This is a genomic window from Alteromonas sp. ALT199, from assembly GCF_018619335.1.
In the GTDB taxonomy this organism is placed as follows: domain Bacteria; phylum Pseudomonadota; class Gammaproteobacteria; order Enterobacterales; family Alteromonadaceae; genus Alteromonas.
Genome location: NZ_JAHHDX010000060.1, coordinates 1 through 13,904, shown reverse-complemented (window position 1 = coordinate 13,904; position 13,904 = coordinate 1). Strand labels below are relative to the sequence as shown.

13 protein-coding genes are annotated in these 13,904 nt (G+C 44.4%); 2 read left to right on the top strand and 11 right to left on the bottom strand.

Annotated elements, in window-relative coordinates:
- Positions 1-77: 77 nt before the first annotated feature.
- The 4 genes from srmB to KL866_RS06530 all read right to left on the bottom strand — a co-directional run bounded on the left by srmB (position 78) and on the right by KL866_RS06530 (position 3,736).
- Entirely contained in the window at positions 78-1,304 is a 1,227-nt protein-coding gene (srmB, locus tag KL866_RS06545) for an ATP-dependent RNA helicase SrmB (RefSeq protein WP_025254225.1), read from the bottom strand.
- A gap of 73 nt (positions 1,305-1,377) precedes the next feature.
- Complete coding sequence (locus tag KL866_RS06540; protein ID WP_025254226.1) at positions 1,378-2,091, bottom strand: hypothetical protein; 714 nt, start codon at positions 2,089-2,091, stop codon at positions 1,378-1,380.
- Positions 2,092-2,354: 263 nt separating this feature from the next.
- Positions 2,355-2,570 (bottom strand): hypothetical protein, encoded by a 216-nt coding sequence (locus tag KL866_RS06535; protein ID WP_251139885.1) that lies wholly within the window; start codon positions 2,568-2,570, stop codon positions 2,355-2,357.
- A gap of 17 nt (positions 2,571-2,587) precedes the next feature.
- Positions 2,588-3,736 (bottom strand): CCA tRNA nucleotidyltransferase, encoded by a 1,149-nt coding sequence (locus KL866_RS06530; protein ID WP_214994124.1) that lies wholly within the window; start codon positions 3,734-3,736, stop codon positions 2,588-2,590.
- Positions 3,737-3,956: 220 nt separating this feature from the next.
- Between KL866_RS06530 and KL866_RS06525 the strand changes: the two genes are divergently transcribed.
- Together KL866_RS06525 and KL866_RS06520 are read left to right on the top strand one after the other, a co-directional pair.
- On the top strand, positions 3,957-4,868 hold the full coding sequence (locus KL866_RS06525; RefSeq protein ID WP_025254229.1) for an ExeA family protein: 912 nt from the start codon (positions 3,957-3,959) through the stop codon (positions 4,866-4,868).
- The gene (locus KL866_RS06520) at positions 4,861-6,039 is read left to right on the top strand and encodes a general secretion pathway protein GspB (RefSeq protein WP_025254230.1); all 1,179 of its coding nucleotides are present in this window, start codon (positions 4,861-4,863) and stop codon (positions 6,037-6,039) included. Before KL866_RS06525 ends, KL866_RS06520 begins: the two co-directional genes overlap by 8 nt.
- A gap of 147 nt (positions 6,040-6,186) precedes the next feature.
- Here KL866_RS06520 and KL866_RS06515 read toward each other — a convergent pair whose 3' ends face one another.
- The 7 genes from KL866_RS06515 to KL866_RS06485 form a co-directional block, all read right to left on the bottom strand.
- Entirely contained in the window at positions 6,187-7,383 is a 1,197-nt protein-coding gene (locus KL866_RS06515; protein WP_025254231.1) for an HD-GYP domain-containing protein, read from the bottom strand.
- A 329-nt stretch (positions 7,384-7,712) separates the two neighbouring features.
- The gene (gene leuD, locus KL866_RS06510) at positions 7,713-8,318 is read right to left on the bottom strand and encodes a 3-isopropylmalate dehydratase small subunit (RefSeq protein ID WP_214994122.1); all 606 of its coding nucleotides are present in this window, start codon (positions 8,316-8,318) and stop codon (positions 7,713-7,715) included.
- 3 nt (positions 8,319-8,321) lie between these two features.
- On the bottom strand, positions 8,322-9,722 hold the full coding sequence (gene leuC / locus KL866_RS06505) for a 3-isopropylmalate dehydratase large subunit (RefSeq protein WP_025254233.1): 1,401 nt from the start codon (positions 9,720-9,722) through the stop codon (positions 8,322-8,324).
- Between the two features lie 9 nt (positions 9,723-9,731).
- Positions 9,732-10,829, bottom strand: a complete 1,098-nt coding sequence (gene leuB / locus KL866_RS06500) for a 3-isopropylmalate dehydrogenase (protein ID WP_118490115.1) — start codon at positions 10,827-10,829, stop codon at positions 9,732-9,734.
- Complete coding sequence (leuA, locus tag KL866_RS06495; RefSeq protein WP_214994120.1) at positions 10,830-12,389, bottom strand: 2-isopropylmalate synthase; 1,560 nt, start codon at positions 12,387-12,389, stop codon at positions 10,830-10,832.
- A 38-nt stretch (positions 12,390-12,427) separates the two neighbouring features.
- On the bottom strand, positions 12,428-12,583 hold the full coding sequence (locus KL866_RS06490) for a hypothetical protein (RefSeq protein WP_155852389.1): 156 nt from the start codon (positions 12,581-12,583) through the stop codon (positions 12,428-12,430).
- A 235-nt stretch (positions 12,584-12,818) separates the two neighbouring features.
- Positions 12,819-13,574 (bottom strand): hypothetical protein, encoded by a 756-nt coding sequence (locus KL866_RS06485; RefSeq protein WP_214994118.1) that lies wholly within the window; start codon positions 13,572-13,574, stop codon positions 12,819-12,821.
- Positions 13,575-13,904: the final 330 nt, after the last annotated feature.

The window sequence follows — 13,904 nt, the reverse complement described above, 5'->3', positions numbered from 1 at the left end:
TCGGCAATGTTCCACCTACATCCTGGCCCACCGCATTAACTCACCTGAATGTTACTTATTTACTACTTTCGCACTCTCTACTTTTTCTTTTTAGGCTTAGCTTTTGACTTGGCTTTGTCTTTGGCCTTTACTTTTTTCTTTTTCGGGCCAATTTTAGGCGTTTTGTTTTTAGGGCGTAGCTCGTCAATAACGCGGGCTTTCAGTGGCTCGCCCATGTAACGTGCAGTTTTAGCTACCATATCAAAATCGTGGGCTTCAACTAAGGATATTGCGGTACCTTTGGCGCCAGCACGACCGGTTCTGCCAATACGGTGTACGTAAACGTCGGCTTTACGCGGCATGTCGAAGTTAACAACATGACTTACGTTAGGTACGTCGATACCACGGGCCGCAACATCCGTTGCTAACAAGATAGGCACTTCACCACTTTTGAAACGGGCTAGCGCTGCAATACGTTTGTCTTGTGGCATCTCACCCTGTAGCCAGCAAACAGGAACATCTTTAGAGGCTAAAAAGTCTTTTAGCATTTGCAGGCGTTCTCGGGTTTTAACAAAAACAACAGCAGAGGTTGTTGTTTCTTGCTTCAAAATATTCACTAGCAAAGCTAGCTTGTGGTTCATGTCGTCAGCAAGGTGATACCACTGATGAATTTTATTCTTTTCTTTGCGTGATGGGTTCGCTTCAACAACTTCAGGGTTGTTAAGAATGTCGTGAGCGAAGGTTTTAACACCTTTACCTTCTAGCGTGGCAGAGAACAGTAAGTTCTGCTTGCGCCAGCGCGCTTCAGCTGCAATTTGGTTAACTACAGTAGAAAAACCCATATCCAACATGCGGTCAGCTTCATCAAGAATTAAACACTCAATATCGCGGCAGTCTGCTGCTTCTTTTTCGATGTGTTCAAGCAAGCGGCCTGGCGTGGCCACAAGAATATCGAGATTTTTGCTTAAGGTTTCTTTATCGGTGCCATAGTTAATACCGCCGGTTATTACGCCGCACACAATTTGTGTATGTTTAGTAATAGCGACCGCTTGTTCGTATACTTGTAGCGCCAACTCGCGGGTGGGCGTTAAAATCAAAATACGTGTCGCACCAGGCTGTCTGCGTGGGTAATCAAGTAAAAACTGGCACGCAGGTAATAAGAATGCGGCTGTTTTACCTGTACCTGTAGGGGCAGAGGCCAAGATGTCTCGTCCATCCAACGCATGCGGGATCACGAGTTCTTGAATGCTTGTTGGAGTTTCAAACCCCATATCGGCAGCTGCGTGACACAGTGCTTCGTCTAATTCGAGTTCTTCGAAAGTCATAGTATAAAAAACGCTCTAAATGAATGGGGCATATTGTAGCATTGCTACACCAAAACATTGAGAAAAACTGGCGTTAAATTCGTATACCGTAGGTAAATACACATTCTGACGCTAACGGGTTGGCACTGTTGGCGTTAAGTAAATGCAAGTGCGTTAAATCGAGCTTACTCACTTTATCCTCACTTTCAACCCGTGAAATTTCGAAGTAGTAGTTGGCGTACGGTGAATTTGGTTCTTGAAGCTCTAGGTAAGGAAACTGGCGAAACTTCCATTTACCCTTTACATCTTCTGAAGATGTGGGCTTTTGAAGTGTGAGGATATACGTACCGTCTTTATACAGCGTGAGGCGCTGGCCGTTACCACACCCATTGGCGATATAGCTATGGATAAGGTCTTGGGCAAGAAGGGTTCCACGGGGGCGATTGCCGTCAGGAAACACGAACAGCGCCAAAGAGTTTTTAGTATACCAATGATTGCCTTGAGTGAGCGATTGGACATTGTTTATAGAGTAACCCGCATGCTCTGCGATACTAGTGGTATTGTCGATTGCTTCTGGTGATTGTAGCATCAAGGAATAGAGCAACGTATTGGTAGACACGGATGTAGGAAAATCAAAGTCGTTTACTTCAACATCTAAGCCTTTATCCGTTAACTGTTCAGATAGTGCTTGAACTTTGGACGGCTCAAGATATTTGCCATAAAGATAAACGGTTGGGGGGCTTGCACATCCACTAACTACAAGGGCAAAAGATAAAGTTATAAGGTACGTTATTATTGTTTTTTTCACTTAAGAATCTCCAAACCAATGTCAGATTTCTTCATTTAAAAGGACGAACCGTTTATTCAAAACGAATCGCGCTTTGAAGTAGTTATTTAACAAACGGTGAACAAGCCACAAATATCTAGTGAGTAACTGTTGCACAAATGCATTCAAGGATTACAATTGTAATCCTTGCTCAATAATAGCGACATGCTTCAGCTGTGTAAACGAAAACTTGTAAGCAAAAAGGTGGGCAAAGGCTGTGAGGGACGGCATCAGAATTCGGCATATCAAAGTGGCGTAACCAGTGCGCGGTAATCCCAGCTTTGAAGCACGCCATCAGAGGAGAGGGTGACAACATCAACATCCTCATTCAGTGTAATAAAGAGAATGGTGGTATCGCTTGAGTAGCGTTTAATTTCCCATGAGGCTATCTCTTCGCCAGAGTTGGCATTCCATAGCGTCACCACTGATGTGGGTGATGTTGTTAAGTAGTTTCCTTTCAATCATTGCTTTAGCACAATTATGTATTAACAGTGGCAATAGCGGATAGCTTTGCTTGGTCGAGTGCGTCTTTTATTTCGGGGCCTTTAACGCCCGTGGCAATGATGTCTTGTACATTCACTTGTTTGGCGGCTGCTAATGCTTGTTCGATGCGTTTCTTTTGGTGTTGCCAATTTATGCCCTTGTTGTGCGCATAGGGCGCAAAAGCGCTAAGCAATAAGGTAAAGCGTTCTTCTCTTCGCCATGCATCACAGCCATTGAATAAGGCGAGTAGATCGGCGGGGGAGTTCTGCGTACTCAATAAAAAATCTTTAAATTTGCAGGCAAGGATGACAATTTCACTAACTTGGTTCTGCACTTTGAGCCGACTGCATAACTGTTTCGCTTCTTCCTCATTAAGGTGAGTAAGCAGCGCTGTAAACCTTAATATCAGCCTAGCGGTTTCTGAATCAGTGCTTTTGGCGAGGCTTTCGTTTTCAGCCTTTTCTAGCGCTACCGCCGTTTTTAATGTTGCCAAAGCAGTATCTAAGTTCTTTTCAAGCTCAGCAAACCAGTCACTGAGGCCATGGGCTTGGTGTAATACAGTGAAAAAAACATGGGGTGTTTTTTCTAAAAGACTGCGCTTTGTTTCTTGCCATACCCGCTCAGCACTTAGCGTGCTTAACTCGCCGCTTTGCGCCATAGACTGCATAAGAGCGATGGTTTCATTGGCGATAGAAAAACCTAAATAAGCATAGCGGGTGGCAAAGCGTGCCACGCGAAATACGCGTAGAGGGTCTTCACTAAAGGCTTCTGATACGTGGCGAAGTAGGCGGTTTTCTAAATCTTTTTCACCACCATAGGGGTCGATAAGGTGTCCAAAGTTATCTTGGGCTATCGCATTAACGGTAAGGTCTCGGCGCAGTAAGTCTTCTTCTAAAGTTACGGTACTTGAAGCATCACACACAAAGCCAGTGTAGCCTTTTCCTGATTTACGTTCTGTGCGAGCTAGTGCATATTCTTCCTGTGTTTTTGGGTGTAAAAAAACAGGGAAGTCTTTGCCTACTTGGGTATAACCTTGGCTAAGCATTTCTTCTGGTGTAGCGCCCACTACTACATAGTCGCGTTCAACAACTTTTCTGTTTAACAGTGCGTCACGTACTGCGCCACCAACGAGATATACTTGCATGCTCTTCCAACGATTTCTTTAGTCAGTAATATTTTTCATTCTAGGGAGCTGCCGTAATTTAGCGTGCCGCTAAAATCGACATTCCCAACGTAATAGTGGCGCAGTATAGCAATGTTACAAATAAAATTCGTCGCCACATCGTTATGCGCTTTCACTTCAAGGTTGCGTCTGGTAGTTTAATCGTCGTTAAAAATTAAAACAGATAGGCGCTTCAGCAACTATGTATTTGAACTACTTCGGGTTAAATGACAATCCTTTTTCGATTGCGCCTAACCCCGATTATTTGTATATGAGCCCAAGGCATAAAGAAGCGTTGGCACACTTGACCTTTGGACTTAGAGAAAGCGGTGGCTTTGTGATGCTCACCGGAGAAGTAGGCACAGGGAAAACTACGGTTTCAAGAAAATTGTTGCAGCAGCTACCAGACAATACTCAGGTAGCTATGATTTTAAATCCTACTCTGTCTGCTCTTGAGTTATTAGCGACAGTTTGTGATGAGCTGGGTTTAGCCTATTCACCTGAAAAGGCGAGCCTTAAGTATTTTACTGATTTGATTTTGTCTAAATTGGCAGAGAATCACAAGGCAGGCATCAATACGGTACTTATGGTAGATGAAGCGCAACATCTATTGCCTGAAGTTCTGGAGCAACTTCGTTTACTGACGAACCTAGAAACGAATCGTGAAAAGCTGTTGAAGGTCGTATTGATTGGTCAACCTGAATTACAGCAGCTGTTAAAGCGTAACGAGTTGCGTCAGCTGGCCCAACGCATTACAGCTAGGTATCACTTACTGCCTTTAACAGCGCCAGAGGTAAGTGCCTATATTGCCCATCGCTTGAGCGTAGCCGAAGGGGATATTAGTATTTTCAGTAAGTCTACCTTACGCGCGGTGCATCAAATTACTGGTGGAATTCCAAGGGTAATTAACTTGCTGTGCGATAGGGCGTTAACCTTATCTTTTACGAAGCAGCATGCGGTCGTACAAAAGCCTATTTTTTTGGCCGCGGCCGAGCAAATTTTGGGTGAAGATGTCGTCAGCCAGCGCGTGCAAAGCCAGCGTAAATGGTATTTAGCATCGGCATTTGTTTTAGCCATTATTTTTGGTTACGGATTAGGGAGCTTGTATGTCTAATATCGTTGCCATTGAAAACCTAACGCCCGGCATGGTGATTGTTCAAATTACCAAGCAAAATGGGCCGGTTAAAATTAGAAAGTCGGGTTTAGTGACAAGCGATGCTATGGTGCAGGGCCTGTCTGAAATGGGCGTGCAAGAGGTTGAAGTAGACCCTGAGCAAACTGTGGAAATTGCCCCCGCTGCTGCAGTGCACCATAGAACGCAGACCCAAGCCTTGCTTCGCGGAGAGCACGATACAAGCGCCACGTTTGATAAATCACTTAACGAGCAGTTTAATCGCAGTTTGTTTTTGCCAACGGTAGAGGGGCTACCGTCGGCGTGGAAGCTGTACACCAAGCAAGTTGCGCTTTTTGCTGTCGTTATACTTGGCGGCTTATGCATTGGCTTTTCTGCCGCCACGGCCAAGCGCTGGTGGCCAATGTTAACGGCGCCCTCTGCGGTGCCTATGACAGCATCTGAAGCTAGCGCACCGAAGGGAGGCGAAAGCGAAGACGCTTCAGAGCTTGCAGCTACGCAAAACGGTAGCGAAACGCCGACTACCTCAGAAAACCAAAGTCAACAATCACTACCTACAGCCCAGACAGGTACACAAAGTGTCAGCTCGAATGTTTCTAAAGACGAAGCTAGCGTTTTAGTTGCTAACACTACTCCTTCAAGCGAAGCCGTAATTGACCCAGATACGCAACCAGACGTAGTAGGAAACAATAAAACCGATAATAATTTAGCTGCTACGAAGGATGAGAATTCAAGCGAAGCTCTGTCTTCGCAAGATTATGAAGGGAAAGTGCTAAACGAAACGGCTTCTCAATCAGATGTGTCAGTGTCGCCAGAGCTCATGGCGCGCTTTAACGCCGCAGTGGCGGCGCTGGACTCAAAAGCGCAAGACGATACACCTGTTGAAGAAGAGACAAGAGTAACGGTTAAAAACGACATTCCTCGTGTTGACCAGCTGCCAGTTCGCTTACTAACGCGACTTCCTACGATGAATTTTAGTGCACATATGTATGCTTCTCGCCCAGCTGATAGATGGGTTAGAGTGAATGGCCGCCAGCTTGGTGAAGGAGACTGGATTGCTGACAAAGTACAAGTGATTAATATTGAAGCACAGAAAGTTGTTCTGTCTTTTGAAGACGAGTTGTTTACCATGGCTGCGCTCACTGATTGGTAATGCCTTCGACTAATAAGAGAGCGTGAATCTATGTGCTTACAAAGAGAGTAGAGCTCATCAAATAAGGGCAGTAGTCGTTTAAAGGCTAGCTCAATCAATAATAATAGTAACCATGTGAAAAAGGCCCGTTTGGGCCTTTTGAGTAACTTAAACTGGCATTTGATTTATAAAAACGTCCTTAAAGAATTTAGGTAGATTCAAATTAAATTCTTCAGGGCGAACTCCGGATACAATTTCGTCATCATATTGGCTTAGGTCGATACGTTTTACTTCATTAAAATGCTGAGAAGCCACGCTGTAGAATGTCATAACGTGGGGGCTTATAGGATCTTTGGGGTTAATCTTACTAACAATACCTAACTTCCCGCTTTTGAGGCGAACTAACGAACCCACAGGATGCACACCAATACACTGAATAAATTGATTCACCAGTTCTTGATCTAAGTTCTCAGTCGCCGTAAGACGTTTAAGCGCCTGTGTGGGAGTAATACTATTTTGGTGAGTGCGGTCAGATGTCATGGCATCATAGGTATCGACAATAGCAGCAATTCGCGCATATTCGGATATTTCATTACCAGCCAACCCTCTTGGGTAGCCACTTCCGTCAACGCGCTCATGGTGCTCTTCAATAATGCGCAGTGATAAGTCGGATATGTCACCATATTGTTCAACCAAGTCAGCGCCAAGTTCCACATGGGTTTTCATTACTTCCCAATCGTCACTAGAAAATTCACCTTTATTGCTGCGAATTTCTTCAGGTAACGACGACATGCCAATGTCCATTAAGAGGGCGCCTAAGCTGACTTGTTCTGTGGTGTCCCTATCGTAGCCCAGAAACTCACAGAAAATACCGCTAAGTACACTACAATTAATGCTGTGCTCAAGAAGATACTGGTCAGTGTCTTTTATCATGGTAAGACAACTCAACGCGTCTTTATTATCAAATACACTTTCAATCAGGCTTCTCGATAGAGACTCCATGGGAGAGAGGTCGGAAACAGCGCCATTTTTTAAGGATTTAAGAAAGCTGCTTTGAATGGTAAGTGCGTTATCATACAACTCGCTAGCTTCATTAATTGAATCACGACCAACTGGTTTAACTGGTGCTTTTGTAACCTCAGGCATTTCTTTCTTTGGTGGCTCAGGCGCTTCTGGCGTTTTAGGAAGCTTTGACTTGGCTAGGTCTACTTCAACTGTAAGAATTCCCTTAGCTCTAAGACTATCAATGATGGCTTGAGTTTTTACAATGCCCTTAGAGCGCATTTTAAGTGAACCCGTTTGTTCAAGTACTTGATTGACGTACATCCCAGGCTGCAAATCATCAATGGGTACCTGTTCTAGCATTATCTCTCCTGTACGGCACAGTGTTGCCATAGCCTTTTACTACATTAGAGACAAATAATACGATATTCCAGTGGAAAAAGTGAGAAGTTTGTTAGTCTTTAGTATAGCTAGGTGGCTTATCTTAGACACAATAGTTTTTTCAAAAGTGCTCTGCAACAAAAGGGCATTCAAGATTCTACGTCTTCCGTCATATGGTATTTGAAACATAGTTATGTTCGTTGAAAAGTGAAAACATAAAGGTGCATATATAAAAAAGAGCGCCATCTTTCGACAGCACTCTTCTGGCTAAGTTTTATTACTAGCACTATAGAATTGCGAAGACTTCGCTGCTACAACCACAAAGGTTGTTTGTCTTCAAAGGCTTCAATGGTGCTCGTTAGCTCTAGCGTTTGACCAATTGCATCTAAACCCTTAATTAGGTTGTTCTTGTGATGCTCTGCAATGTCGAAACTGAAGCTAGTGTCGTTAAAACTTACGGTTTGCGCGGGAAGGTCAACAGTAATCGTGGTTGTTGGATCTGCCTTAACAGCCGCAAATAATGCGTCCATTTGTTCGCTAGACAGCGCAACGGGAACTAGCTGATTGTTAATGCAGTTGCCGTAGAATATATCTGCAAAGCTGGTGGCGATTACGGTTTCAAAACCAAAATCTGCCAGTGCCCAAGGCGCGTGTTCACGACTAGAACCACAGCCGAAGTTCTCGCGTGCTAGTAATATACTTGCGCCTTTGTGCTCAGGCTTGTTGAGCGCAAAGGCCGGGTTTGGCTCTTTCTCTTTTAAATCCAAATAGCGCCAGTCGTGAAACAAATGTTTGCCGTAGCCTGTACGTGTAACACCCGTTAGAAACTGCTTTGGAATAATTTGGTCGGTATCGACATTGGCCTGATCAAGTGGCGCAGCAATCCCTGTGTGTTGTGTAAAACCTTGTTCAGACATAACTTACTCCTGATAATCTCTAACGTCAGCAAAGCGACCGGTAATCGCTGCAGCGGCTGCCATTGCTGGGCTTACTAAGTGAGTGCGCGCCCCACGACCTTGACGGCCTTCAAAGTTACGGTTACTGGTAGAAGCACATCTATCACCTGCCACTAGCTTGTCATCATTCATACCAAGGCACATTGAGCAGCCGGGCAAGCGCCATTCAAAACCTGCATCAGTAAAGATTTTATCTAAACCTTCAGCTTCTGCTTGGCGTTTAACATTACCTGAGCCTGGCACCACAATGGCAGTCACTGAATCGGCGACTTTGCCGCGCTTGGCAATTTGTGCCGCTGCGCGCATGTCTTCAATACGCCCATTAGTACATGAGCCAATAAATACGTGATTTACCGGAATATCAGCTAGCTTTTCGCCTGGCTTCAAATCCATGTATTTAAGGGCTTTTACCGCGCTTTCTTTTTCGATTGGATCGCTGAAATCTTCTGGTGCTGGAACTGGCGTGTTTACGCCAATAACCTGGCCCGGGTTGGTGCCCCAAGTAACCTGAGGAGCGATATCCGCAGCTTCAAGTTCAACTACAGTGTCGAAGGTGGCGCCTTCTTCGGTGTAAAGGGTTTTCCAATAAGCGATGGCGTCTTCCCAGTCTTGGCCTTTAGGTGCGTATTCACGACCTTCAAGGTAGGCAAAGGTTGTTTCGTCTGGTGCAACAAGGCCAGCTTTTGCGCCAGCTTCAATACTCATGTTACACACCGTCATGCGTTCTTCCATGCTCAAACCACGAATAGCTTCGCCTGCGTATTCGATAACATGACCAGTAGCGCCGGCGTGGCCAATCCTTCCAATAATGGCAAGAATGATGTCTTTTGCGGTAATGCCTACAGGAAGCTTGCCGTTAACGTTAATCAGCATGCTTTTAGCACGACTTTGCTTTAGCGTTTGTGTAGCCAGTACGTGCTCTACTTGAGAAGTACCAATACCAAAAGCCAGTGCACCAAATGCCCCGTGGGTAGCCGTATGTGAATCACCACATACAACCGTCATACCCGGCTGAATTAACCCTAGTTCAGGCCCCATAACGTGCACAATACCTTGTTTCTGATGGCCTACTGGAAACAGCTGTATGCCATGTTCTTCGCAGTTCTTTGCCAAGGTTTGTAGTTGAAGCGCATTGGCTGGGCCGCATGCATCAATAGCCAGTGAACGAGTTGAGATACTGTGGTCCATGGTGCCAACAGTACGATCAGGACGTCGCACTTTACGGCCTTTTTCATTAAGGCCAGCAAATGCCTGAGGCGACGTCACTTCGTGAATTAAGTGGCGGTCGATATAAATTAAACTGTCTTCACCGATTTGGTCGATAATGTGGGCTTGCCACACTTTGTCATATAAGGTCTTGGCCATGAGGTTGTTTTACTCCTGCGCCATTAATTGTTTTACGATTTCATCGCCAACTTGCGACGTGCTTGCCGCCTGGCTGCGCTTTTCTGCTGGTAGTAACTCGCCTGTAAGTACACCTGCTTCTAGTGTCGCCACCACTGCTTTTTCAATAGCGTCTGCGGCATCGCCCAAGTTCATGCTAAAACGTAGCATCATGGCAGCTGATAAAATTTGTGCGATAGGGTTAGCAATGCCTTGGCCAGCAATATCAGGCGCTGAACCGCCGGCTGGCTCATAAAGGCCGAAGCCTTCTTCGTTCATACTTGCCGATGGTAACAAGCCCATAGAGCCTGTCATCATGGCACATTCATCAGAAACGATATCGCCAAAAAGGTTTGAACATAGCATTACGTCAAACTGTGCCGGGTTCTTCATGATTTGCATAGTGGCATTGTCGATGTAAATATGGTCAAGCTCTACATCTGGATAGTCTTTTGCAACTTCTTCAGCAATTTCACGCCATAAACGGCTGGTAACCAATACATTAGCTTTATCTACTGAGGTAACTTTACCGCGCCGCTTTTGGGCTGCTTCAAATGCAGCAATAGCAATACGGCGAATCTCGCGTTTGCTATAGCGCATAGTGTCATAAGCAAACTCTTCTTCGCCTTCACCTTCACGCCCTTTTGGCTGACCAAAATAGATACCGCTGGTTAATTCGCGCACTACTAAAACATCTACGCCTGATTTAGCAATGTCTTCACGAAGAGGAGATAAGCTTTCAAGGCCCGGATAAATGCGAGCAGGGCGTAAGTTGCTGAAAAGGTCAAAATGGCTGCGAAGAGTAAGCAATGCGGCGCGTTCTGGGCGTTGTTCTAGCGGTAATGTGTCCCATTTAGGGCCGCCGATACTGCCGAACAAAATTGCATCGGCCTGCTCACAACCCAGCAAGGTTTTAGAGGGCAGGGCTTCACCTTCAGTATCAATGGCATAGCCACCTACAGGATATGCAGTACGGTTTAAGCTAACGTTAAACTTCTTTTCAACAGCATCTAAAACCTTATTGGCTTCCTGCATAACTTCTGGGCCGATACCGTCTCCGGCTAATACGGCAATTGAATACTGGCTCATTTATACTCCTGCAACGCGTTCTTGTTGGTTTTTTTGCTGATCAATTTGATCGGCTAAATAAGTGTTGTTTAATACAAAAATTAAGGCTTTCACGCCGGCTTCTACAATGTCTGTAGCAAGGCCAATTCCGTGGAAACGGCGACCTTTATAGGTGGCGATAACGCTCACTTGTGCCAAGGCATCGGCACCTTCACCTTTTGAATCTAATTTAAAGTCTACAACTTCTAAATCTTCGTGACCAAGTATAGACATAATAGCTTTGTACGCCGCATCTACAGGTCCATTTCCAATACTAGATTGGGTAATTTCTTCATCGCCCACTTTCATTTTGACCGTAGCACTTGGGATTATTTCACGGCCTGAGTTTGCTTGAAGGTAAAGCAACTGGAAGTGCGCTTGGTCATGCTTTTGCTTATCGAAGAACAATAATGCTTCAAGGTCGTAGTCGTATACTTGACCTTTCTTATCCGCTAGCTTCAAAAAGGCGTCGTACACTGCCTCTAAATCGTAGTCTTCTGCTTTGTAACCCAGCTCTGTTAAGCGGTGCGTAATTACATGGCGGCCAGAGCGAGAAGTTAGGTTTAGGTTATTCTTATTAATGCCCACACTTTCAGGGGTCATAATTTCATAGGTGTTTTGTGCTTTTAAAACACCGTCTTGGTGAATACCTGACGAGTGGCTAAACGCATTGGCACCTACAATTGCTTTGTTGGCCTGAACCGGCATATTACAAAGTTGACTGACTAATTTAGACGTGCGAGAAATCTCGGTTGAGTTGATGTTAGTATCAATGCCTAACATGCTCTTACGGGTTTGTAAGATCATGGCTATTTCTTCAAGCGATGCATTACCGGCACGCTCTCCAATACCATTGATAGTACATTCTACCTGCCTCGCGCCTTGCTCAACGGCTGCTAAAGAATTCGCAACGGCCAAGCCTAAATCGTTGTGGCAGTGGACAGAGATTGTGGCTTTGTCGATATTTGGGACACGGTTAAATAACTGTTGGATGATACCGCCGAACTCAGTTGGTGTAGTGTAGCCCACTGTATCTGGGATATTAACGGTAGTCGCGCCGGCGTTTATCGCGGCTTCTACCATGCGGCATAAATAATCGATGTGAGTACGACCGGCGTCTTCACATGAGAATTCTACGTCATCAGTGTACTGTCTAGCGTGTTTGACGGCCTTAACTGCCATATCAACAATTTCATCTTGTGACTTACGAAGCTTGGCCCCAACGTGAATTTCCGACGTGGCGATAAAGGTATGAATACGGAATTGTTCGGCAACGCTTAGCGCTTGACCACAGGCATCAATATCGCCTGGCAAAGCACGAGATAGGCCACAAACGACAGAGTTTTTAACCTCTTTCGCAATCATTTGTACAGAGCGGAAGTCACCAGGAGAAGACACGGGGAAACCTGCTTCAATAATATCTACGCCTAAGCGTTCCAGCGCCAGCGCGATCTGTAATTTCTCTTTGGCACTTAGGCTTGCAGGTAAGGCCTGCTCACCGTCTCGCAATGTGGTATCAAAGATCTTCACTTGATTTGTCATGACGCTCTCTCAGTTGAATAGTTAAAAAAAAACCCGTGCTAAGCACGGGTTTTAGTGATTTTGAATCGCTGGTCGCAATCTACCCGTGCAGTCTGGCTGCCATAAGGAGTAGAGATAGAAGAAGAAAACGGATACGCATTTGCTGTTGTTTCTTTGCTGACCAAGTTGATAGCGACAATGTACCCATGTGGCATGAAGAGGTCAACCATTGTTTACGATAATGAGTATATTTTTCGCGTATAAAAGCTATCTTTTGATTATTTAGGATGTATATCCTAATAATTGTCGTTTAGAGCAGGGAGTGGGCAGTCTTTAGTGCAATCTTTTACAATTTACAGCATATGATTAAGGTGGGTTAGGACAGGCATACTAATAAAGTTAATAAGATGGTTTTTTATTCTTGAAATACCATGCAAAAAAACTGAATAATTATTGTTTGTTTCGCCTTGAAGTGAAATTTTTCCAATTGACCTGAGTGGACAAGCGCATCTCTCTTAATGAAAGAGAACGCGGGCTTGTTTTTGATTTGAAGTTCCACATGTGCCCGCAGCAAGCACTACTCATTATGACTTTAGTAGGCTTTAACAATGTAAGTGTTGTACTTGATAGTTGGGAGGAAGAGAATACGCTTTCTGCTATTTCATCAATAGGTTGAGCGTCAATAGTATCTTGTGTCACACATTTTTTAGTTGCTTGGCCTTCGCCGATATTGAACCAACCATGCTTATTTAAATGAATTTCATCCTTGGACTCGCAAAACATATCAATAGAGTCAAGTTCAATCGTAAGTCCTTCAATGCTTTGAACGAGTACAGGAACTATTAAACCGTAGTCCGTGTTCTTCTTAAACCATTGCACGCATTTTTCGTTATCTTGCGTTAAACCAGGACACTTACTAGGTTGCCTACCAAACCAGCTTCCGTTGTGTGTATCCACCTTTAAGGGAGCAAATGACTGAGGCTGTGTAACCATAAAACGCGCCACGCTTCTTATATGGTAAGGTAAGCCTCCAATTCGGCGCTTTAAAATAGATGCATTGTTTGTGTTTAAGTGAGAGAGCGCTAACAGTTCTCTTTCATATAGCGCGGTACAAATTTCGGTAAACTGCGCATGGCTTCCGCCTAACTCTCCCGAATCACTGAAAAAGCCTGTCTGAGACCGAGAAGAAGATTTCTCTGATGTCATTACTTATCTACACAACTCTATTTGTTATTGAATAACCGTACCAAGAAACTGTGCCAAGTGCCACTTAGGCTTTTTGAAAACCTTTTCTCTGCTATAAATTAAGTTAATTGTACAAAGTTTGTACAAATAGACTGCGCTATTGGTCGTGTTACTACTAATTAACAATAAACCTGTATTACCAATTTTCACGTTGTGATAAGTTTTGTTAAAAACTATGCAGCTATTCTTTCGGAATTCATCGTTTGTATTTAAGTTGTTGATAATAAAGTTTATTGTTGGTTTTCGTCTGGTTTTATTTCAGTGTTTTATAAGTGTCATTTATATTGGTAA

Excerpts from the sequence above, each read along its gene's own strand:
- srmB (WP_025254225.1), bottom strand. The coding sequence starts at position 1,304 with ATGACTTTCGAAGAACTCGAATTAGACGAAGCACTGTGTCACGCAGCT.
- KL866_RS06530 (WP_214994124.1), bottom strand. The coding sequence starts at position 3,736 with ATGCAAGTATATCTCGTTGGTGGCGCAGTACGTGACGCACTGTTAAAC.
- KL866_RS06525 (WP_025254229.1), top strand. The coding sequence starts at position 3,957 with ATGTATTTGAACTACTTCGGGTTAAATGACAATCCTTTTTCGATTGCG.
- KL866_RS06520 (WP_025254230.1), top strand. The coding sequence starts at position 4,861 with ATGTCTAATATCGTTGCCATTGAAAACCTAACGCCCGGCATGGTGATT.
- KL866_RS06515 (WP_025254231.1), bottom strand. The coding sequence starts at position 7,383 with ATGCTAGAACAGGTACCCATTGATGATTTGCAGCCTGGGATGTACGTC.
- leuD (WP_214994122.1), bottom strand. The coding sequence starts at position 8,318 with ATGTCTGAACAAGGTTTTACACAACACACAGGGATTGCTGCGCCACTT.
- leuC (WP_025254233.1), bottom strand. The coding sequence starts at position 9,722 with ATGGCCAAGACCTTATATGACAAAGTGTGGCAAGCCCACATTATCGAC.
- leuB (WP_118490115.1), bottom strand. The coding sequence starts at position 10,829 with ATGAGCCAGTATTCAATTGCCGTATTAGCCGGAGACGGTATCGGCCCA.
- leuA (WP_214994120.1), bottom strand. The coding sequence starts at position 12,389 with ATGACAAATCAAGTGAAGATCTTTGATACCACATTGCGAGACGGTGAG.
- KL866_RS06490 (WP_155852389.1), bottom strand. The coding sequence starts at position 12,583 with ATGCCACATGGGTACATTGTCGCTATCAACTTGGTCAGCAAAGAAACA.
- KL866_RS06485 (WP_214994118.1), bottom strand. The coding sequence starts at position 13,574 with ATGACATCAGAGAAATCTTCTTCTCGGTCTCAGACAGGCTTTTTCAGT.